The 21,066-nt window shown below is 68.1% G+C and carries 18 protein-coding genes; 10 read left to right on the forward strand and 8 right to left on the reverse strand.

Features of this window, described 5'->3' with window-relative positions:
• Nucleotides 1-13: 13 nt before the first annotated feature.
• The gene (locus AC1C2S_RS12135; protein WP_495352780.1) at nt 14-1,531 is read right to left on the reverse strand and encodes a DUF4082 domain-containing protein; all 1,518 of its coding nucleotides are present in this window, start codon (nt 1,529-1,531) and stop codon (nt 14-16) included.
• A gap of 370 nt (nt 1,532-1,901) precedes the next feature.
• Between AC1C2S_RS12135 and AC1C2S_RS12140 the strand changes: the two genes are divergently transcribed.
• The 5 genes from AC1C2S_RS12140 (at nt 1,902) to AC1C2S_RS12160 (ending at nt 7,319) form a co-directional block, all read left to right on the forward strand.
• The gene (locus AC1C2S_RS12140; RefSeq protein ID WP_495352781.1) at nt 1,902-3,383 is read left to right on the forward strand and encodes a glycosyltransferase family 4 protein; all 1,482 of its coding nucleotides are present in this window, start codon (nt 1,902-1,904) and stop codon (nt 3,381-3,383) included.
• Nucleotides 3,380-4,309, forward strand: coding sequence for a glycosyltransferase family 2 protein (locus AC1C2S_RS12145; RefSeq protein ID WP_495352782.1), 930 nt, complete (start codon nt 3,380-3,382; stop codon nt 4,307-4,309). The genes AC1C2S_RS12140 and AC1C2S_RS12145 overlap by 4 nt, the downstream gene beginning before the upstream one ends.
• Nucleotides 4,310-4,427: 118 nt before the next feature.
• Entirely contained in the window at nt 4,428-5,132 is a 705-nt protein-coding gene (locus tag AC1C2S_RS12150; protein WP_495352783.1) for a hypothetical protein, read from the forward strand.
• The gene (locus AC1C2S_RS12155) at nt 5,129-5,905 is read left to right on the forward strand and encodes a YveK family protein (protein ID WP_495352784.1); all 777 of its coding nucleotides are present in this window, start codon (nt 5,129-5,131) and stop codon (nt 5,903-5,905) included. The genes AC1C2S_RS12150 and AC1C2S_RS12155 overlap by 4 nt, the downstream gene beginning before the upstream one ends.
• 94 nt (nt 5,906-5,999) lie before the next feature.
• Nucleotides 6,000-7,319: an O-antigen ligase family protein gene (locus tag AC1C2S_RS12160; protein ID WP_495352785.1), complete on the forward strand. Its 1,320-nt coding sequence runs from the start codon at nt 6,000-6,002 to the stop codon at nt 7,317-7,319.
• A 26-nt stretch (nt 7,320-7,345) separates the two neighbouring features.
• On the opposite strand, the gene AC1C2S_RS12165 is transcribed toward AC1C2S_RS12160, so the two are convergent.
• Entirely contained in the window at nt 7,346-8,413 is a 1,068-nt protein-coding gene (locus AC1C2S_RS12165; protein ID WP_495352786.1) for a glycosyltransferase, read from the reverse strand.
• An 86-nt stretch (nt 8,414-8,499) separates the two neighbouring features.
• Between AC1C2S_RS12165 and AC1C2S_RS12170 the strand changes: the two genes are divergently transcribed.
• The gene (locus AC1C2S_RS12170; RefSeq protein ID WP_495352787.1) at nt 8,500-9,315 is read left to right on the forward strand and encodes a PIG-L deacetylase family protein; all 816 of its coding nucleotides are present in this window, start codon (nt 8,500-8,502) and stop codon (nt 9,313-9,315) included.
• A 54-nt stretch (nt 9,316-9,369) separates the two neighbouring features.
• On the opposite strand, the gene AC1C2S_RS12175 is transcribed toward AC1C2S_RS12170, so the two are convergent.
• The gene (locus AC1C2S_RS12175; protein WP_495352788.1) at nt 9,370-10,299 is read right to left on the reverse strand and encodes a glycosyltransferase; all 930 of its coding nucleotides are present in this window, start codon (nt 10,297-10,299) and stop codon (nt 9,370-9,372) included.
• 205 nt (nt 10,300-10,504) lie between these two features.
• Nucleotides 10,505-11,368 (reverse strand): glycosyltransferase family 2 protein, encoded by an 864-nt coding sequence (locus tag AC1C2S_RS12180; RefSeq protein WP_495352789.1) that lies wholly within the window; start codon nt 11,366-11,368, stop codon nt 10,505-10,507.
• Between the two features lie 200 nt (nt 11,369-11,568).
• Here AC1C2S_RS12180 and AC1C2S_RS12185 point away from each other — a divergent pair, with 200 nt between their 5' ends.
• Together AC1C2S_RS12185 and AC1C2S_RS12190 are read left to right on the forward strand one after the other, a co-directional pair.
• Nucleotides 11,569-12,261, forward strand: a complete 693-nt coding sequence (locus tag AC1C2S_RS12185; RefSeq protein WP_495352790.1) for an acyltransferase — start codon at nt 11,569-11,571, stop codon at nt 12,259-12,261.
• The gene (locus AC1C2S_RS12190; RefSeq protein ID WP_495352791.1) at nt 12,258-13,217 is read left to right on the forward strand and encodes a glycosyltransferase family 2 protein; all 960 of its coding nucleotides are present in this window, start codon (nt 12,258-12,260) and stop codon (nt 13,215-13,217) included. The genes AC1C2S_RS12185 and AC1C2S_RS12190 overlap by 4 nt, the downstream gene beginning before the upstream one ends.
• 4 nt (nt 13,218-13,221) lie before the next feature.
• Here AC1C2S_RS12190 and AC1C2S_RS12195 read toward each other — a convergent pair whose 3' ends face one another.
• Nucleotides 13,222-13,851 (reverse strand): acyltransferase, encoded by a 630-nt coding sequence (locus AC1C2S_RS12195; RefSeq protein ID WP_495352792.1) that lies wholly within the window; start codon nt 13,849-13,851, stop codon nt 13,222-13,224.
• 291 nt (nt 13,852-14,142) lie between these two features.
• Between AC1C2S_RS12195 and AC1C2S_RS12200 the strand changes: the two genes are divergently transcribed.
• Complete coding sequence (locus tag AC1C2S_RS12200) at nt 14,143-14,592, forward strand: VanZ family protein (protein WP_495352793.1); 450 nt, start codon at nt 14,143-14,145, stop codon at nt 14,590-14,592.
• On the opposite strand, the gene AC1C2S_RS12205 is transcribed toward AC1C2S_RS12200, so the two are convergent.
• The 3 genes from AC1C2S_RS12205 to AC1C2S_RS12215 form a co-directional block, all read right to left on the reverse strand.
• Nucleotides 14,586-16,121 carry a sugar transferase gene (locus AC1C2S_RS12205; protein ID WP_495352794.1) on the reverse strand — a complete coding sequence of 512 codons (1,536 nt, stop codon included), beginning with the start codon at nt 16,119-16,121 and terminating at the stop codon, nt 14,586-14,588. The genes AC1C2S_RS12200 and AC1C2S_RS12205 overlap by 7 nt on opposite strands.
• 342 nt (nt 16,122-16,463) lie before the next feature.
• Nucleotides 16,464-17,159: an alpha/beta fold hydrolase gene (locus AC1C2S_RS12210; protein ID WP_495352795.1), complete on the reverse strand. Its 696-nt coding sequence runs from the start codon at nt 17,157-17,159 to the stop codon at nt 16,464-16,466.
• 122 nt (nt 17,160-17,281) lie between these two features.
• Nucleotides 17,282-18,268 carry an EamA family transporter gene (locus AC1C2S_RS12215; protein ID WP_495352796.1) on the reverse strand — a complete coding sequence of 329 codons (987 nt, stop codon included), beginning with the start codon at nt 18,266-18,268 and terminating at the stop codon, nt 17,282-17,284.
• A gap of 135 nt (nt 18,269-18,403) precedes the next feature.
• On the opposite strand from AC1C2S_RS12215, the gene AC1C2S_RS12220 reads away from it, so the two are divergent.
• The gene (locus AC1C2S_RS12220; protein WP_495352797.1) at nt 18,404-20,878 is read left to right on the forward strand and encodes an HAD-IC family P-type ATPase; all 2,475 of its coding nucleotides are present in this window, start codon (nt 18,404-18,406) and stop codon (nt 20,876-20,878) included.
• Nucleotides 20,879-21,066 lie beyond the last annotated feature (188 nt).

Raw genomic sequence — 21,066 nt, forward strand, 5'->3', positions numbered from 1 at the left:
GACACGATCGAGGTCACGACGGGTCCGAGACCACCCTGCCCTTTCCATTGTTCCCACCGGTGCTGTACGTGTAGTTCTCCCGCCACTCCGCCCAGCCCTCGCCGCGGCCGGCGAGCTTCGTCGGCCCGTACTCGGTGTTGAGCATGCGGTTGTCGATGGCGCGCATGTTGTGGTAACTCACACCCGGGAACCGGCCCTGGTCGTCTTCGAGGATCAGCTGGAACCCGTTGCCGGCCAGCAGGTTGCCTTGCGCCGTCATGTTGTTCACGTCGCCGCCGTTCGGCTGCACGAAGAACGCACCGGTCGCGTTCTTGCCGTCGCAATCGAAGAAGTTGTCCTTCACCAGCAGCTGCCGGTTGGGGTTGGCATCGGTGACGAAGTCGCGCACCGTGAAGGCGGACTGGTGGTTGCCGCTCCCGTTCGCGTCGCCGTAGGCGATGAGGTGATCGACGTAGTTGTTCTGGATGACGACGTCGGCACCGGTTCGCTCGTCGCTGCCCTGGATGCCGATACCACTGCCCGAATCATGCACGTAATTGCGGTAGAAGCTCGCGACGCCGTTGAAGAAGCCGACGAATGCCTTGTCGCGATCGCTCAGGAGCGAGCCGTCGTACTCGCTGTCTTGGATCACGATCGGCCCCTGCAGTTCGCGCCGGTTGTTCCAGGTCGTGAGCGACGTCGTGCCCTGCCCGACGGCTCCGGGGACGGGCTGGATGCAGCTGCGCTGGATCGTGATGTCGCCCATGGAGAGGTCGAGCCATCCGGTGATGCGCTTGCCGTCGATCACGGTGCCGGCCGGCACCGTGTTCCCGGAGAGTCGATACTCGGGCAGGTCGGCGCACTTCAGGCCGAACGGTGTGAGGCCGACGGTCGATGGGCTGATGGCCCAGCCCTTGCCGACGGACGGTTGGGCGTTGACGCCGCCCGGTGACGGCTCGCTCGGGTCGGTCGGGGTCGGAGTCGGAGTCGGGGTCGCCGTCGGCGTGGGTGTCGGGGTCGGGGTAGGCGTGGGCGTCGGGGTGGGAGTCTGTGTGGGCCTCGGGGTCGCCGTGGGAGTCGGCTTCGGCGTCGGCGTGGTCGACGGGGGCGGCGTGGTGGTGCCGTCGGCGGGGAGGAAGAGCACGTCGACCCAATACTGACTCGAACGCCAGGACGACGTCGGGTACCGGGTATCGCCGTAGGCGTACACCCCGCTCTTGCCACGGGTCACCGAGAGCGTCGACGACGCGGCCTGCCCGGTGAATCCGATGCTCGACACGTAGCGACCGTTCGGCGCGTGATAGGAGGCGACATAGCGTTCGCCGGCTTCGACGGCCACCGGGCTGTCGAAGGTCACGGTCTGCCAACCACGCGACGATTCGTCGACGAAGGTAGCGGTGGCCAGCAGTTCGCCGTCGGGCCCCCAGAGGTGACCGACGTGCGTTCCGGTGTTCGCCCGGGTCTTCCAGTACCTGACGCCCGTGACGGTGCCGTCCACAGTGCTCTCGAACGCGGTGCCGAGCTCCACCGGAACTCGGTCGCTGTCGAGCACCGGCCTCGCGTCCGGCTGATCGCCCCAGAGCGTCAGCGGCGCTTTCGCTGCTGGAGTGGAGGCGCTTGCGACCGTTGGAATCAGGGTTCCGACCAGCAATGTGGCGGCGATGGCAGCGAACAGCCGGGTCCGTCTCCGAGTTCGCTTCGCGGGTGCAGCAGTGTCGATGGCGTGGGCCGGTCGGCGCATTTGGGCGTGCCTTCCTACAGCGTGGGTGTTATCAGGAAGGTAGGGCCCCTGTATGCGGTCGATACGGACGGGTCTTGACATGCTGACATGCTCGGCGCGCATCGGCAAGCGCGTGTCCGACCGTGACGGGGCGCGCGCGGCCTTCTTGAGCCCCGTTCTGGGGAAGGAATCGCGTCGAGAGATGTGCGAAGCTGACGTCGTCTTCCACCGCCCCTACGTCGATCGGATGCTGCACATGAACGACCTGCGCGGAGCCGACGGTGCCCGGCGCCGGTCGAAGCAGGTCGTCGATCGTGCGACGCATGTGCTCGTGATCGTCCAGAATCTGCCGGTGCCGCTCGACCGGCGGGTCTGGCTCGAGTGCCTGGCGCTCACCGCCAACGGCTACCGGGTCAGTGTGATCTGTCCGAAGGGACCGGGGGATCCGTCTCGACAGGAGATCGAGGGCGTGTCCATATTCAAGTACGCGCCGGCGCCGGCTGCGAAGGGCCTCGCCGGCTTCGTCCTCGAGTTCGCATATTCGTGGCTTCGCACCGCACTCCTCTCTCATGTCGTCTTCCGCCGGTCCCGGTTCGACGTGATCCAAGCGTGCAATCCGCCCGATACGTACTGGCTGCTCGCGAAGCTCTGGCGGCGACGCGGCGTTCGATTCGTCTTCGACCAGCACGATCTGAACCCCGAACTCTTCCTCTCGCGTTTCGGCGAGCCGAAGAGCCGACTGCGGTCTGGCGAGCTTCGAGCGCTCCGATGGCTCGAGCGCATGACCTACCGCACGGCCGACCGGGTCATCTCGACCAACGACTCCTACCGGCGAATCGCCATCGAACGAGGCCGCGTCGACCCGTCGCACATCACGGTCGTGCGAAGCGGGCCCGACACCGAGAGCATGCGGCCGATCTATCCGGATGCCCCGCGCGCGGACGGCTCCATCGAACTCGCGTACCTCGGCATCATGGGGCCTCAAGACGGCGTCGACTCGGCATTGCACGTCGTCCACGAGCTCGTGCACGGACGCGGCAGGACGAATGTGCATGCGACGCTCATGGGGTTCGGTGATTGCCTGGACGAACTCAAGAGGTTGAGCACGCAGCTGCGGCTCGACGATCATGTGACCTTCACCGGCCGGGCCGACCGAGCGATGATCGCCCAATACCTGAGTCGAGCGGACATCGGACTCTGCCCCGACCTGAAGACGCCATTGAACGACGTCTCGACGATGAACAAGACGATGGAATACATGGCCTACGCGTTGCCGTCGGTCTCGTTCGACTTGGCGGAGACGCGCGTCAGCGGTGGCGACTCCGTGTCGTATGTCCCGTCCGGCGACATCACCGCGTTCGCGGATGCCGTCGCGCGACTGATCGATGAGCCCGACCTCAGACGCGACATGGGAGCTCGTGCTCGCGCGCGGGTCGCGCAGGAGCTCGACTGGCGGCCGCAGTCGCGGGCGTACGTGGAGGTATTCGACGCACTGATCGGTACCTCGCGAGGCGAAGGTGCCGCCGACGCTTCCGAGTCGGCCGACACTCAGGAGGTCGGCCGGGGCGACGTCTTCGTCCCATTGGACGACTCCGACGAATTCGAGCGATTCATCATCGAACGGAGGGCGATCAGCTCGACGTCGCTTCCTTCCGAGGTCGGTCTCGAATCGGTGTCGCCGTGAGAGTCGAAGTACTGCTGGCGACGCGGGACAGCGAGAAGTATCTCGCGGAGTTGCTCGAGTCCCTCGTGTCGCAGAGCTACCGCGACTTCGTGCTCGTGGTCAGCGACGATTGTTCGACCGATGGCACGCTCGGTGTGCTCGCAGAATGGGCCGATCGATTCGCTCATCCGCCGGAGTGCATCGTCCGCGACGTCCCGAGCGGGAGCGCGGGGGCGAACTTCGCTTCGCTGCTCGCCCGATCCACCGGCGACTACGTCCTGCTGGCCGACCACGACGACATCTGGCTCCCCGACAAGATCGAAGCGGGCCTGGCACGCATCCGAGCCCTGGAGGCGAGTCGGGGGGTGGACACTCCGTTGCTCGTTCATGGTGACCTCGAAGTGGTCGACGGCGAGGCGCGACCGATCGCACCGTCGTTCTGGGGGTTCAAATCGATCAGCCCTGAGTTCGGAACCTCGCTGCGAACCGCACTGATGCATCCGACTGTGACGGGTTGCACGGCAGTGCTGAACCGCAGCCTCGTCGAACTCGTGCGGGCGATCCCTGCGGAAGCGATCATGCACGACTGGTGGATCAACCTGACCGCGGCCGCATTCGGAGCAGTGGACTTCGATCCCGACCCGCATATTCAGTACCGGATCCACGGGGGCAACACGTCTGCCCCGAAACACTCGAGCTTGGCGAGCGCCGCTCAGCGCCTCCCCTCGGCACGCGACATCCGGCGCTGGGTGCGCATCCGGCTCGACCAAGGAGAGCTGTTCCTCCACGCGTACGGCGACGAACTCCCCGACGAGAGCCGGACGGTGCTCGAGCGATTCGTTTCGATGCGCCATGCCGGGCCATACGCTCGCCGGCGGACCCTGGTCACCGGTGGATTCCGCTCGCCCGACCTCTGGCGGAACGCAGCGACCTTGGTGTTCGTATGAGGGCGTGGAGCAGGCCCGGCGCACGGCTGATCTCGGTCCCCCCAGTTCGGGGCGGTCATGAGGATCAGTCGAATTCGCCCGGTACGCTGGCGAGAGGAGCTCGGAGAGGAGTGCGCTCGTGACCTTTCGCGACCTCATGATCACGATGCTCCGTCATTGGTATCTCCCGCTCGCCGCGGTCGTGGCCGCTGGGCTCCTCACGATGATGTTCGCCAATGACGGCGGCAGCTACTCCACGCGAACCGTCGTCTCCTTCGTGTTTCCGGCCAAGACGAATCTGACTCCGTACAACGGAGCCGGGGACAAGAACGTCATCGCGTTCGCGGGCTCCGTCGCGCAGGAGATCAACAACGGCAGACCGACCATGCGCTATGCGGCCGACGGCGCACCGTTCTACGGCGCAGGAGTCCGCCAGGGAGTCCTGGTCGGACTCCCGAACACCGGTGGACAGTGGGCCACGAGCTTCGGCAAGGCGGAGATCGAGATCCAGATCGTCGGCCGAACCGAACAATGGGTTGAAGCGATGCAGTCGACCCTGGTCGCCGACGTGCTGCGAATCGCCGAAGCCCAGCAGGAGTCTGCCGGGGCCACGCCGGAGTCTCGCATCCTGGTTTCGGTCGTACCGCTCACCCTGCATATCGAGCACATCGCGCCGACTCGCACGACCCAGGTCGCCGCTGTCGCTGCCATGCTCGCGGCCGCTCTGATCGTCGGCGGCTGGGCGGCGATCATGGCCGAGCGGCTCCGTGCGGCGCGGCTGAAGCGCGCACGGACCAGACTTGTACGCCCGCCCGATCATCAACCGATAGGCACATTCGCATGAACCTCGCCGACACCCTACGCGGCCTCTGGAGACGTTGGTACATCGTATTTCCCGGCATCATCGTCGCGGTCATCCTCGCCTTCCTGGCGTGGTCCACGATTCAGCCGGGCTACGAGCGTTCCGCCACCCAACTTCTGCTTCCCGGCACGGGGAGCCTTCCCGAACAGGGCGGCAATCCCTATCTGTACATCGGCGGGCTCACTCAAGCCGCCGACGTGCTCGTCAGCGCCGTCGGCTCGGAGAATGTGTTGGCGGAGGTCGGTGAGAAGTTTCCGGGAGCAGAGGTCTCGGTCTCCCGGGATCCATCCACTTCCGGACCGGTCATCCTGATCACCGTGACGACGCGCAACGATGCGGAGACGGCGGAAGTGCTCGAGCTGCTGGTCGATCGAACGCCGACCGTGCTCGACGAACTGCAGGAGGCCGAGTCGATCGCCGTAGCGGAGCGGATCACCGTGAGGCCGATCACGGTCGACGAGCACAGCGCGCTGCAGCAGAAGAGCCGTCTCATGGCCGCCGCCGGTGCGGGCGCAGGTGTCGTCGTGCTCACGCTCCTCCTCGCCGCGGTCGTCGACGGCCTCAGCCAACGCCGCATCAGGCGGCGCAGGTCGGTCGAGCGCACCGAAGACGACGAGGTCGAACAGTTCCTCGACTCGATGGGTGAAGACCACGCTGGAGCGGGCGCGGACCCCGGTGCTTCCTCGTTGGAGGACGACGACTCGAGCAACGTGATCGCCGAGCGGGTGCCTGCGGTTCCAGGCCGCGGCAGGTGAGCCGAGGATGCCATTCGGCGCCGAAACACCGGAGCCGGTCCGGGCTCTGCAGCATCGCGGGGTAGTCCGGTGGCGCGGCGTCGACGCCGCCACGATGCTGACCGTCTACCTCGTGCTGCTTCTGGCGATTCCGTCGAACGTCACGCTCGGCCCGCTCGGCGCGTACGGCCGGCCCTCGATGCTCTGGGGCATCCTGCTTCTCGCCTGGTGGGTCCTGTCTCGCCTGCAGGCGCGTACCTTCGATGTCAGGCCGGCCTGGCAGCCCGTTCGGCTGGCGTTCGGCTTCTTCGTCGTCGTGGCACTCGCGAGCTTCGCTGCGGCGATGCTGCGCGGCCAGCCGTTCGATCAGGTGAGCCCTGCGATCTCCGCCATCGTGCGGCTCGCGTCATGGGGTGGCGTACTGCTGGTGACACTCGACGGCATCCGCACGATGCACGACGTCGGTCGGATCGTGCGCGGGCTCGCCGTCGCTGCCGGACTGCTCGCCGCCCTCGGCCTCGCGCAATTCGTCACCCGGCAGACCTTCCTCGATTGGATCACGCTCATTCCCGGGCTGAGCTACGACTCCGATGGGGTCGGCCAGCGAGGGGCGTTCGCGCGCGCCACGGGAACCGCGACGCATCCGCTCGAGTATGCGATCGTGCTCGCAGGGGTGCTCCCGCTCGCGATCTTCGCGGCGATCGAACGTGGGCTCCGCCCCGGCTCGCTCCGCACGCGACTCGCCTGGTGGCTCCCGGTGGCGCTCATCATGGTGACCTCCCTGATCGCCGTCTCCCGCTCGGCGATCATCGGCCTCGTCGTCGCCGTCGTGGCCTCGCTGCCGGGCCTGCCGAAGCGATACCGCTGGATCATCGCGATCGGCGGGTTCGTGGCGGTCGTCGGGGTCTCGCTGCTCATCCCGGGCATGGCGACGACGATCATCGCCCTCTTCATCGGTGCGCCCGACGATCCGAGCACGCAGTCCCGCACCGCCGCGCTCGCGCGGGTGCCCGATTTCGTCGCAGCGTCGCCGGTGCTCGGCGCCGGCTTCGGAACCTTCCTGCCCCGCTACTACATCTTCGATAATCAGTGGGTGCTCCTGCTCGTCGAAGTCGGCGTGCTCGGTGCCATCGGCTTCGCCGCGATGACCGTGGCCGCCATCGGGAGCGCGTTGCACGCCGGCCGTATCTCAGGACACCCCGACACGTTCCGTCTGTCGCGCATGCTGGCCGCCTCGATGCTCACGATCGCGGTGCTGTACGCCTTCTTCGACGCGTTGTCCTTCCCGATATCGGCGGGCCTGTTCTTCCTCGTCGCAGGACTCTGCGGAAGCGTGCTCACGATCGGGCGTGCCGACGCTCAGCTCAGCTCCTCGCAACTACCGAAGACGCGTGCTCGTTCGAGCCCCCGTGTCGAGCAGGTCGGTCGTCGGTGAGATGGATGTCGCTCCGAGGGTCGGGTTCACGACGCACGGTCGAAGCCCAGCGTCGCGTAGAACGCGACCAGATCGCTGCGCAGACCGTCGAGGCTGTAGCGCTCGAGGATCGTGCGAGAGGCGAGCAGTCCGGCATCGGTGAGCGTGCGCGGGTCGGCGTCGTACGACACGACCGCGTTCTCCACCGCGCGGGCGAAGCCGAGCAGATCGCTGTCGGCGACCGGGCCGCAGTATGCGGGATCGAAGAACTCACGACCGCCTCGTCCGTGATAGCCGACGACGAAGCATCCGCTCGCCATCGCTTCGGCCGGAGGCAGGCCGAAGCCCTCCCGCTCGCTGAAGCTGAGGAAGATCGCGCACGTGCGCATCGTCGCCGCGACCTGCTCCTCGGACATGCCGGAGATGGGCACGAACTCCCAACCGGCGAGTCGGCCCCGCACCTCGAGGATGCTGAGCAGCTGGTCGCGCTCCTGAGCGCGGCGGCTGGGTGCGTAGCCGATGCGTCGCGAACTCCTCTCGCCGGGCGCGGGGTGGAAGAGCGAACCGTCGATCACCGAGCGTGCGGTGTGCACGGGCACATCGGGGAAGGTGTACTGGAGCAGGTCGAGGCTGTCGTTCGAGACCGTCAGGAGTGCGGAGACCGGCGTGCGGGCGAGCACCGCGGCCTCTTCAGGGGTCATGCCGTCGAAGGTGTGGTACGCCCCCTGATTGAATATCGCGATCCTCGGACCGGTCGGCAGCAGGCGCAGGTTCGAGCCGTAGAACTCGGGCACGACGAGGACGTCGTCGGGTGCGGCGAACACCTCGGATGCCGCGGCGATTCGAGTCTCGTTCGCGAACCAGTCGGCACGGTACCCCGCACGGTGGTGCACGATGGTCGCTGGGATCCCAGCCTCGTTGAGCAGGTCGACGTGCCGGTAGAACACTCGAACGCCGCCCCTCGGAGCGCGTGGATCGGGCGAGAGGTAGTAGACGTGCGGTGGGGCCGTGCCCGACGCACCCGTGCGGATCTGCGGCGGTATGCGGTACTTCGCGTGGCGCGCGTGGCGTGTGGCCGCAAGGATGCGCCGCGCTCGATCGGCGAGGATTGTCATGAGAGTTCCACATCTGCTGGAGCCGTTGTCCAACGATATCGGGGCCCTGCCACCGGGGCGACTGAAACGAAAGTGCAGGTCACGCCGTGCCCACACTGACCGAGCGACTCCGGGCCCTCGCCCGGACCGCCATCTCGCGCAGCGCCCGCGACGTCACCATCGTGGCGGAGGAGCGCAGCGCGTTGGTGCTGGCTCCGCATCCGGACGACGAGACGCTCGGGTGCGGGGCGACCATCCTCCGCAAGGTGGCCTGGGGTGCACAGGTGACCCTGGTCATGGTCACCGACGGGCGCCACTCCCACCACAGCCGTTCGCTGCCTCCCGAGCACCTCGGTGCGCTGCGACGTCGGGAGATGGGCGAGGCCGCAGCCCGTCTCGGTCTCGATGATGCTGCGGTGCGCTGGATCGACCTCGACGACGGCTCGGTGGCCGAGCACGAGGATCGCCTCGTCGAGATCATCGCCGAATTGCTCGTCGAGTTGAGGCCCGACGAGTTGTACGCCACCAGTGCCGACGAGCCGCACCCGGACCACGCGGCCGTGGGCCGCGCCGCGCGCCGAGCTGCGAGTTCGCAGCCTTCGGGAGCCGAAGTGGCGCTGCTCGAATACCCCGTCTGGTTGTGGGGGAGTTGGCCCCTGCGCCGAGGCGCCCGACTGGGCTCCCTCATCGACGCGGCCGGCCGCGTCGTCGGCCGACGCGCCGTCGTGGTGCGTGTCGATGATCACGGTGCCGCGAAACAGTACGCTCTCGACGCTCACGATTCGCAATTGCGCCGTCCGGCCGTCGTCCCCGAGCAGGACGAATGGAAGGTGCTTCCGGCCGCGGTGCTCGCCGCCGCCGCCGACCGGGTCGAGGTCTTCTTTCCGGTCGGCGTCGAACGGGCGGTGCGCACCGGTCGATGAGGCGCTCGGTCCTGGTTCCCGGGCCGATGGGAGGGTTCGTGAAGCGACGGCATGTCAGCGAGACGAGCGCCTGCCCAGAGACTCTTTCACTCGGTCGAGTCCGCCCTTGCCGATCGTGCCCAGGAGCACTGCCTTGCCGACGCGACGCACTGTTTCCCGCGCCTCGCGCGCGGGGACCCGCAGCAGCCCGTCACGAAGCAGTTCACCGCGCGAGGGGGCCGGTACGTCGTCGAGGACGCCCGGGAAGTCAACGCGAAACGAGGCCGGATCGATCCGGCGTCCGCGCACCCGATTGCTCACGTTCCGGCCGTGCACCAGTTGCAGCCATGCAGGCCGGCCCCGGTCCGTGGTGATCGGCATGTGCTTGTGCAGCAGATTGTGCCATTCGCGCCAGACCGACTCGGCTCCGGCCCAGGGTTCCGCCACGCTGCAGAACGCGTTCTGGCGGTCGAGACGCAGGTACGCCTCATCCCCCGAGAGGATGATTCCGCGACCCAGATAGAGGGCGGTGCGTTGTCCGGGGCGCACGAGTCCGTGCAGCCGTTCGACGAAGTCCACCGCGATCGCGTCGTCGTTGTCGAGATTGGTGGTCAGGAGGACATCCCCTCGACCACCGGTCAGGGTTCGAGCGTCTTCGACGACATCGAGATGAGTGAACTGCTCGCGATAGATCGGTGCGAACACGCCTTCGGCGATCAGCGGACCGAGACGCTCGATGAGCCAGCTCGGGCTCTCGGGATCGAAGTACACGATCCAGGTGAATGTCCCGGCCACGGTCTGCCGTCTGACGGACGGCACGGTGAAGCGTTCGAACAACTTCACGCGACTCTGAAGCCAGCCGTCCTGGGCTCGGATCAGGCTCTCCGGACCGACCGACGGCAGGTTGAACCGGGTCAGGATCACGTGGTCGATCGTCACTGCGCCGACCGTGGCGCGCGGACGGAGCATGCTGAGCGTTCGATCGGGAGTATCGGAGGCGGTCATGACCCTGGCTCCAGTTGCCCGGAGCGAACAGGACGTCGCGGGCGAGACATCTTCGATGGGTTCACGGGCACTCCAGTTCGGGTGAGATCTCGGGCGGACAGGGCTGCCGTGCATCGCGTGGGCGTGCACGGGACTGCCACCGTCCTCGACTCCTGCCGCGACAGTACTGCCGCGAAGGCGTGCGCCTCTTCCCCCAGTGGTGGGGTCAGCTGGTGGAGACGACTCGGTTCGACTCGTCGCGATTCCATGACTGCGAGGCCCACCGGCCGCGCACACGCGCGGCCCGGAGGCGGGCGATGATGCCGGTCGCGAGGTAGACCGCCGCCGGCGGCCACAGTGAAGGGCGGCGAACCACTCGGCCGCCGAGCGACCGCACGCTCGACCCGGCGCCCCCTTCACGCAGCTCCGGGAAGCGATCGGCGAGTTCGTCGTTGCCCGCCACGATCCGGGTCTGTCTCCGAAGGAACGACCCGTAGGTGCGAGGAGCACGCAAGGTGAAGCTGTGTTCGGCCACCGAGATGCGCTCGGCAGGGGTGAAGTGGCGCCGCACGAAGAGATCGTCGGCGATGACGTCGGGAAAGCGTCCGAACCGTCGATGTCCGGCCGCTGAAACAACGTAGACGCCTGAACCGACCAGGGCCGACAAACGGTAGTCGGAGAGCGCCCAGACGCGGTAGTACCAGCGCACCGCCCTGCTCGCACCGCGGAGGTCGACCTCGAGCCGTGGCGCGCCGACGAACGGCCCCTCATCGGAAAGCGCATCGGCGACGGCGATCAACGCGTCGGCCGTGACGGTGATGTCGGCATCGAGGTACACGCGCGGGAAACCGGTGCACGCGGCATCCCCCGCATTCAATGCGGCGATCTTGGATGCCTCCGCAATAGCGATGACGTTCACTCGCGGGCCGAAGGCCGTGGCGATGGCGGTTGTCTCGTCGGTGCATCCGTTCGCGACGACGACGATCTCGAGCCTGCCCTCGAGGTCGGTGTCCACGAGACGGTGCAGGAGTTCGGCGATGGATGCGCCTTCATTGTGCGCGGGGATCACGACGCTCACCTGTGCGGTCATCGTCTGGTCTCGTCCCGTCATCTCGTGCGCGCGCGTGGAGTGCTCCGAGTCGCCTCCGGTTCAGTGTACGAAAGAGCGCAAACCAGGTCGATACCCGCCTTCGGGTGACCCTGACGAGTCGATCGAAGGGGGCGCCGCCGGCTCCAGCCCCCGCATACTGGGGGAGGCGGATCCGGGGTCCCGGAGTCTACGTTCGTCGTATGGCGAGCACCGATCTGCCGACTCCAGCGAACGCAGATGCCTCCCCTGGAGCGCATCGCCGTTCGCGCAGCCATGGTGGGGAGACGACCGCGACCCGTACGTCGGGAGCGGTGCGCTCGATCCTCGACCCGCGCACCTGGTTGCACATGCTGCGGCTCGCGCACCTGACCTCCTATTCGCACGTGCAGGAAGTGCGCAAGCTCGATTGCGGATCAGGCGTGCGCATCGCGCCCAATGCCACGTTTCGCAACGGCGAGCGGATCCGCATCGGCCGTGGCACGCACATCGGCGAGTCCGACGTCATCTGGGCGGGCAACACGAGCGGGCGCATCACGTTCGGCGACTTCTGCCTGCTCGCGCCGCATGTCACCGTCACCGCTTCGAACTACGGCATCACCCAGGGCACACCCGTGATGCACCAGGCCAAGCTCGAGCAGGACATCGTCATCGGCGATGACGTCTGGCTCGGCAGCAACGTCGTCGTGCTGGCCGGCGTGACGATCGGCGACGGTGCCGTCGTCGCGGCGGGCGCCGTCGTGACGAAGGATCTGCCTCCGCAGTGCATCGCGGCCGGAGTGCCGGCGAAAGTCATCGGCGTGCGACCGCTCCCGTCGGTGACGGAGCCTCCCATCGATCGCTCGGTGTGGGGGGAATCGCTGCCTTCGGAGGCCGCGAGGCTGGCCAGCCGATGAGATTGTCCGTCGTCATCGTGAGCTTCAACACGCGCGACGAGACGCTCACCTGCATCGAGAGCGTCCTCGCCCACTCGCCGGCCGGCACCGAGATCGTCGTCGTCGACAACGGGTCGACCGACGGCAGTGCACAGGCGATCCGGGAGCGGTATCCGGTCGTCGTCGTCGACGAGGCGGGAGCGAATCTCGGCTTCGCTGGTGGGGTGAACCGGGGCGTCGCGCAATCGGCGGGCGAGTACGTGTTGCTCCTCAACCCCGACACCGTCGTTCTGCCGCAGTCGTTCCACCGGCTGCTCGAGTATGCCCGGACGCATCCGGAGTACGGGCTCTACGGTGGTCGCACGGTGCGGGTCGATGGCATGCTCGAACCGAGTTCCTGCTGGGGTGCCCCGACGCTGTGGTCGCTCACGTGCTTCGCACTCGGCCTCTCCACCGCATTCGCGCGATCACGGTTCTTCGATCCGGAATCGCTCGGTCGGTGGCAGCGCGACACCGTACGCGAAGTACCGATCGTGACGGGATGCCTGCTCCTGATGCGCCGCGAACAGTGGGACGACCTCGGCGGCATGGACGAGACCTTCTTCCTGTACGGGGAGGACGCGGAGTTCAGCATCCGCGCTGCGCGACGCGGCCTCCGTCCGGTCATCGTGCCCGAGGCCCTCATCGTGCACGCGGTCGGAGGCTCGACCAGCTCCAACGGACTGAAGATGTGCATGGTCATGGCCGGGAAGACGACGCTGCTGCGTCGCATCTGGAGCCCGTCCCGAGCAGGCTTCGGCATCGGGCTGCTCACTGCAGGGGTCGGTCTCCGTGCACTGCTCGAACGCGTGGTTCGACGGCGCCGAGGAATGTGGTCCACCGTCTGGTCGAGACGAGCCGGTTGGGCACCGGGCTATCCCGCCGCGCGAGTTTCGCTGTTCGGCGCGAGCACGACCGGGCAAGCATCCATCGTGTGATGGATCAGGGCGCAGGCTCTTCCGTGAGCCCGCCGTCGAGCTCGAGATAGCGTTCTCCGGTGCGCGGGCACACCCACTGGCCGTGGAGCTGTTCGACCAGCGGTACTCCCGCCCTCCCGACCCACCCGATCCTGCGGGCGGGCACGCCGGCCACGAGCGCGTGCGGGGGAACGTCCTTCGTGACGACCGAGCCCGCAGCGATCAGGGACCACGCCCCGATCGTCACCGGCGCGATGCACACTGCGCCGGCCCCGATCGATGCACCCTCTCGCACCCTCACGCCGATCGCGACCCAGTCAGCGGCCGACTTGAGACTCCCATCGGGGTTGACGGCTCTCGGGAACTCATCGTTCGTGAAGACCACGGCGGGCCCGATGAAGACCCCGTCATCGAGAGTGGCGGGCTCGTAGATCAACGCGGAATTCTGGATCTTGCAGCGGTTGCCGACGGCGACGCCCGGCCCGATGTAGACGTTTCGGCCGATGATGCAATCCGAGCCGATGACGACATCTTCCCTGAGCTGGGACAGATGCCAGATCTTCGTCCCGTCGCCGATGCTGACGGAGGGGTGGATCTGGGCGCTCGTTGCGACTGCGACCGGTGGGTCGGCCGAAGGCGACGGGGTGGTGTCCAACTCTGTGCTCTCCCTGTCGATCGAACGATGGCCGAGATCCGAATTCCGTGGAACGAGTTCCTGATGAATCATCGTTCGCGGCCGTGTGATCGACGGGGCGGCATGCTCGTCGCGGCAGATCCCGCTGCCTATGTCCAGAAGCTACCCGCGCCCGAACCCGGGGCGCCTCCCCCAGTGAGGGGGGAGTCTCGGTTCGGTGCGGATGCTCCGGGGTAATCTGAGGTGGCGGCCGACCAGCGGATGCCAGCTCGTGTCCGCGGCGCGACGCGACGAGGTCGATGCGAGGAAAGCGTGGAGCGGAACCGTCCCCTTTGGCTGTACTGGGCGCTGGCCTTGTACGTGCTGTTCGCGCTCGTCGTGCTGCTGTCGCCTCGAACGCCGCACTCATTCGGTGCGATCGTCAATGAGATCGTGACCTGGATGCACCAGAACCTCGGAATCTCCGGGCTTCGCGACGGCATGGTCGAGTTCGCAGCGAACATCGCCTTCTTCATCCCGTTCGGCTTCCTGCTGAGTCTGCTGACTCGCCGATTCTGGATCGGAGTGGGTCTCGCATTGGTGCTGTCGGTGTCGGCCGAACTCGTGCAGGCGCTCCTGCCCGCTCGCGTCGCGAGCCCGAGAGATGTTCTCGCCAATGCCGTCGGTGCGGGCATCGGAAGCCTCGTCGCATTCCTCTTCTCCCGGGCCTGGTCGCCCCGGAGCCTTCGGGCGGACCCAACCGCCCCCTCGTTCCGTCAGTAGGCGCCGACGGGTCGGAGGATGACTCGCACCGTACGCCAGATGAGCATGAGATCACCCATCAGCGACCAGTTCTCGACGTAGTAGAGGTCGAGCCGCACGCTCTCCTCCCAGCTGAGGTCGGAGCGTCCGCCGACCTGCCACAGGCCGGTGAGTCCGGGCTTGATCATGAGACGACGCTTGACCGCCTTTTCGTAGCGCTCCGCTTCGGCGACGAGCGGCGGTCTCGGTCCGACGACGCTCATGTCTCCGATGAGGATGTTCCAGAACTGGGGCAGCTCATCGATCGAGTACTTGCGGAGAATCCGGCCCGCACGCGTGACGCGGGGATCGGACCGGAGTTTGAACAGGATGCCCGATCCGTCGTTCTGCTGAACGAGGGCGGCGAGGTCCTGCTCTGCCGTCGGCACCATGGAGCGGAACTTGAACATCTCGAACGTGTTGCCGTCGCGACCGCAGCGGAGCTGCCTGAAGATGATCGGGCCGGGACTGTCGACTCTCACGAGGAGAGCGACCGCGATGAGCAGGGGGCTGAGCAGCAGCAGGGCGGTACCGGCGAACGCGATGTCGAAGGTTCGCTTGAGCGCATGCCGCCAGCCATCGAACGTCGGGATCTCGACATGCAGGAGGGGAAGTCCGTCGACTGGGCGGAAGTGGATCCGAGGACCGGCGACATCGGTGAGTCGTGACGACAACACGAGTTCCGTCGCGGTGCCCTCGAGATCCCAGCTGAGCTGTCGGATCGCGTCTCCTCCGGAGCTGTACTGACCCGCGACGATCACGGAGTTCGCCCGAAGCTGGGCAGCGGCGCCGGCAGCTCCGCTGATATCGGCGATGACGGGAATCGTCGCCCCGTCGACCAGGAGCTCGGATCGATCATCACCCGAGATCGCGGCACCGACCACGACGAATCCCGCACCCGTGTCGCGGCTGATCTGACTCGCCACGTACTCGGCGTCGGCGCGAGAGCCGACGACGATCGCGCGGGAGAGGAAATGGCCGTGGCGGCGCTGCGCGAAGAGCCATTTCCGCCAGAACCATCTGCCTGCCAGGAGTCCGCCGACTCCGACCGGAGCCCCGACGACCAGGTACCAGCGCGCGTCGGGAGTCTGCACGAGGAGGAAGACGATCGCGGCCACGCCGAAGGTGGTCGCCGTGGCATTGAGCACTCGCTTGTACTCGAGTGCGCCGACACCGAGAACGTGTCCGTCGCGAGTGCGGAACGCGACGAGGGCGAGCAACCACACGGTCGCGATGACGGCGGGCACCCCCATGCGCTCGATCGGCCCGTCGTCGGTGACGCTCGGACCGACGACGGCCGACCTCATGGCGACGGCGGCCAGCATGGCGACGGCGACGATCGCCGCATCGGTGATGCGCAGTCGATCACGATATCTGCGCGCCCACTGCAGTCCGGAGGACGGGGCGTCGACGGAGAGTTCCGAGGCGGTCGTCGCGGTCGAGGCGGTCGAACCGTGGAACCGCCCGATGTTGCTCGCGGGCGGTTCCACAGGCGAAGGGAGGCCGGTCATGGGCGTGACACGGTCTCTGCGAGGGCGAAGGCGCCCATCTGGGGTCGACGGAAACGTCGACGGGTTGCAGGCATCATTTGTTCGTTCTTCGGGATCGGGTAATCGGGTGTGATGCCCGGGTGGTCCCGGGCATCGGGCGACTCGAGACTGAACGAACGTCGGTGAGCCGGTCGGGTGGCGCATCCATTCGGGAGGATGTTGCCCATGACGCTACTCGCCCGCTCGCGTTGTCACCTTACCCAAAACGGGGGGGCATTCACCGCGTCGGCGACGGCCCTGCGGCGCCTCGTTCCGGGGTGCTCGCGCGGTGATGCGAACCCCGGTTCAGGCGCGGCGCTCGAGTCAGCCGATCGCCGCGACGATCGCCTGACCGAGCTGCACCGGCTTCGTGAACTGCGGCCAGTGGCCGGTCGGCACATCGAGGTAGCTCACGTTCTTGATCTTCGCGAGCTCGCGCGTGAACGGCGAGCCCGCGGCGATCCACTCGGCGAGCAGCTTGCTCGGGAACTCGCTCGCGATGATGGTGACCGGCACGTCGTAGCGTCGCTCGTCGCTGAGGACGATTGCATCGGTGGCGACTGCGGCGGGCTCGGGGATGGCCCGGGCGCGGAATGCTGCGCGCAGTTCATCGTCGAGGTCGACGAGGTCTTCGTCGCCGAATGCCTCCCACGGCGGCAACGGCAGGTCGGTGCCCTCGGTCGGGAACTCGTCGTTGATCACGTCACCATCGGCGAGGGGGCCGGCGTCGACGTAGACGACCCGGGCGATGCGGTCGGGGCGGGCGTCTGCCACGCCATGCGCGATCGCGCCGCCGCCGGAATGCCCGACGATCACGACCTGGTTGTCGAACGTGTCGACGATGGCGGCGACGGCGTCGATGTGGGTGCGCAGGCCGATGCCCGATCGGTCGGCATCGGCCGACTCGAGACCGGGAAGGGTCAACGGGTGCACGCGGTGGCCGGCCTCTTCGAGGATCGGGGTCACCTGCTGCCACGATGATGCGTCGAGCCAGAATCCGGGGATGAGAATGACGTCCATGCATGGAAGCTAGCGCTGGCCGCCGACATCCGACATTCGACATCCGAGATCCGGTTTCCGTCGTCGAAACCACGTGCCGCGGCCGTCGTGGCCGCCCGGGCGCGGCCCGTCCCCTCGCGAGCTCACGCCGCCGCGGCGTGCGGCGAGCGGCGGCCGCCGCCGGCGGTGGCGAGCACGACGATGCCGGCGGCGAGCACGAGGAGCCCGAGCAGTGCCCCGGTCGTGAGCGTCTCGCCGAGGAGCGCGACGCCGAGGATGGCTGCGGTCAGCGGCTCCGCGAGCGTCAGCGTCGACACCGTCGCAGGGGCGAGCCCGCCGAGCCCGTACCCGAAGAGCAGGTAGGCGAGGGTCGTCGAGACGAGCCCCAGCCAGAGCGCCATGGCGAATCCGGGGCTGGTGGCGAGCCACGAGGCATCCGTCGCAGCAAGAAGCGGAAGGCTGAAGACGGCTGCGACGCCGAAGAGTGCCCCCATGCTCGACGTGCCGCTCCATCCGCGGTCGAGCAGGGCTTTCGCGGCGAGGGTGTAGACCGCGTACGAGGCGCCTGCCCCGAGCGACGCGGCGAGGCCGAGTGGGTCGGCACCTGAAGCACCCGAGGCGCCTGTTGCACCCAACGCGCCTGAGGCACCCGCCGCGTCGCCGCCGGTCGCTGCGGCGAGGACGCCGACGCCGAGGGTCGCGATCGCGGTCGCGACCGCCCATCGGTGGCCGGGGTAGCGCCGGTGCAGCGCCCAGTCGAGCGCGCCGGTCAGCACGGGAGCCGAGCCGAGGGCGACCACGGTGCCGACGGCCACCCCGTTCGCCGCGGTGCCGGCGAAGAACGCGGGCTGGTAGGCGACTACGGCGGCGGCGCCGATGACGATGACGAGCCAGACGGGCAGCGGATGCCGCGTGGCCCCGCCGGGCGCCGGTGCGGCGGGTGTCCCGGCCGCATCGCGCCGACGCCCGGCGAAGTGGAGGATCACGGCGATGAGCCCGAGGGCGCCGCCGCCGATCAGGATCCGCGCTGCGCCGACCGAGGTCGCGCTCGCCTCGGGACCGAGGGCCTGTGCAGTGCCCGTGGTGCCGAAGCAGACGGCCGCGAGCAGCACGGCGGTCACGAATCGCATGGCATATTGTTACACAATCTGCGATGCGACGCCTCCCTCACTCCGGGTGCGAGCGCTGTGTCAGACTCGAACGGGGTCGAGCAGGGCCGAGCGGAGCCGAGCAGGCTGAACGAAGGCGGGTCGAACGGGGGCGTCTTGAGCGATGAACAGCTCGCGGTGCAACGGGCCGTGACCGAACCCGATCGCGGCCTCACCGCCGCCGAGGTCGAGGCCCGCGTGCGCGATGGTCGGGTGAACATCTCGAACGACGCCTCGAGCCGCAGCATCTGGAGCATCCTCCGAGCCAACGTCTTCACCCTCTTCAACGGCATCGTGGTCACGGGCTTCCTCCTTCTCCTGATCCTCGGGCGATGGCAGGACGCCCTCTTCGGCATCGCCGCGATCGCGAACGCCGCCATCGGCGTCGTGCAGGAGTACCGCGCCAAACGCGCGCTCGACAAGCTCGCCCTGCTCCATGCCCCGCGTGCCCGCGTCGTGCGCGACGGCGTGGAGCGCGAGATCGACGTGCGCGGCGTCGTCGAGGACGACGTGCTCGTCCTCCGCTCGGGCGACCAGGTCACGGCCGACGCCCTGCTCGTCGACGGGGTGCGACTCGAGGTGGACGAGTCGCTGCTCACGGGCGAGTCCGAGGCGATCGACAAGGAGCCGGGCGACCGCGTGTTCTCGGGTTCGATCGTCATCGGTGGGCATGGTCGCGCGGTCGTCACCGAGGTCGGCGATGCCGCGTTCGCAGCCAGGCTCACGTCCGAGGCGAAGCGGTTCTCCCTCGTGAGCTCCGAGCTCCGCAGCTCGATCGACCGCATCCTGAAGTGGATCACCTGGGCGATCTTCCCGATCATGCTCCTCGTCGTGAACGCCAATATGGTGGCCGCAGGCGGTTGGCGTCACGCCATCGAGACGGGGCAGTGGCACGAAGCCGCCGTGGCATCCGTCGCCGCCGTCATCGCGATGATTCCGCTCGGACTCGTGCTCATGACGAGCATCGCCTTCGCAGTCGGGGCTGTGAAGCTCGGTTCGCACAACGTGCTCGTGCAGGAACTGCCGGCCGTCGAAGGGCTCGCCCGGGTCGATCTCATCTGCCTCGACAAGACGGGCACGCTGACGAGCGGCGAGGTGCGGTTCGACGGCGTGCATCCGCTCGGCGATGCCCGGCCCGAGGGATGGCGGCTCGCCCTCGCCTGGAACGGCGCCGAGTCCGACGCGAACGCGACGGCCAAGAGTCTTCGCGACGAGTTCGCGCTCGAGGCGCCCATCGAGCCGGCGGAGCGCATCGAGTTCTCCTCTGCGCGCAAGTGGAGCGCGGTCGCGTTCGATGAGACCGCGGGTGCGCCCGGCACGTGGGTGCTCGGCGCCCCCGAGTTCGTGTTGCGCGATGCGGCGGTGACGGATGCCGCGGCATCCGCTGCCCTCGAACGCGCCGGCGAGCTCGCCGAATCGGGGCGGCGCACCCTGCTGCTCGCCCACAGCCCCGTCTCGCTCGGCGAAGCGGATGCCGCCGCCGCGCGCCTTCCCGATGGGTTGGCGCCGGTCGCCCTGCTGACCTTCCGTGAGGCCGTGCGCGACGACGCCGCCTCGACCCTCCGCTACTTCGAGCAGGAGGGCGTGGCCGTGCGGGTCATCTCGGGTGACAACCCGCGCACGGTCGCGGCGGTCGCCCGTGAGGTCGGCCTCGACGCGGGCGCGGGGTTCGACGCCCGCGAGCTGCCGGAGGATCTCGACGAACTCGGCGAGGTGCTCGACACGCACCTCGTGTTCGGCCGCGTCACACCGGTGCAGAAGCGGGCGATGGTCCGCGCGCTCCGGGCGCGGGGGCACACCGTCGCGATGACCGGCGACGGGGTCAACGACGCGCTCGCGATCAAGGAGGCCGACATCGGCATCGCGATGGAGTCGGGTTCGGCCGCGACGAAGGCGGTCGCCCGCATCGTGCTGCTCGACAGTCGCTTCTCGCACATGCCGGGGGTCGTGGCCGAAGGGCGCCGGGTGATCGCGAACATCGAGCGCGTCTCGATGCTCTTCCTCTCCAAGACCGCGTACGCGATCGCGATGGCGGTGCTCTTCGGCGTGCTGCTCTGGCCGTTCCCGTTCCTGCCGCGCCAGCTCTCCGTCACCGACGGGCTGACGATCGGCATCCCGGCGTTCCTGCTCGCGCTGCTGCCCAATGCGCGACGCTACGTGCCGGGGTTCCTGCGGCGCTCGCTGTCGTTCGCCATCCCGGCGGGGCTCGTCGTCGCCGTCTCGATCGCCGTCGTCTCGGGTCACGCCCGGTCGCTCGGATTCGACGAGCAGATCGTGCGCACCGCGTGCACGGTCACGCTCGCGCTCATCGGCCTCTGGATTCTCGCGGTGCTCTCGCGGCCGTTCACCTGGATCAAGGTTGGTGTGCTCGCCGCCATGGTCGTGGGGCTCGTGCTCGTGCTCACCGTGCCGATCGCTGTGGCGTTCCTCGAGTTCGTGCCGCTGCCCCTCGACACGCTCATCGACGTGGCGATCGTGGTGCCGATCGCGTGGGTGCTCATCGAGGCGATCGGGTTCTGGCATCGCCGCCGCTTCGGCACCGCCTCGGAGATCGCCGAGCCCGAGCGCCACCGGTGGCGCTCGGCCCCATAGGCGGCTCCGCCACCGCTTGGGCGGCGATCGGCCGATCGGGGGGCGGAACTCGGGTCGGCGCTCGTCCCGATCGCGCGATCCCCTCCCGAGTTCCGACGTCGGCGGGCCGCCGGCCGCGCGAGCACCCCTCCGAAGGCCGATAAGCTCGCGGATGTCGCGCGCGCGATCCGGCGACGATGCCATGAGCT

This window comes from Agromyces sp. Y782 (genome assembly GCF_059445405.1).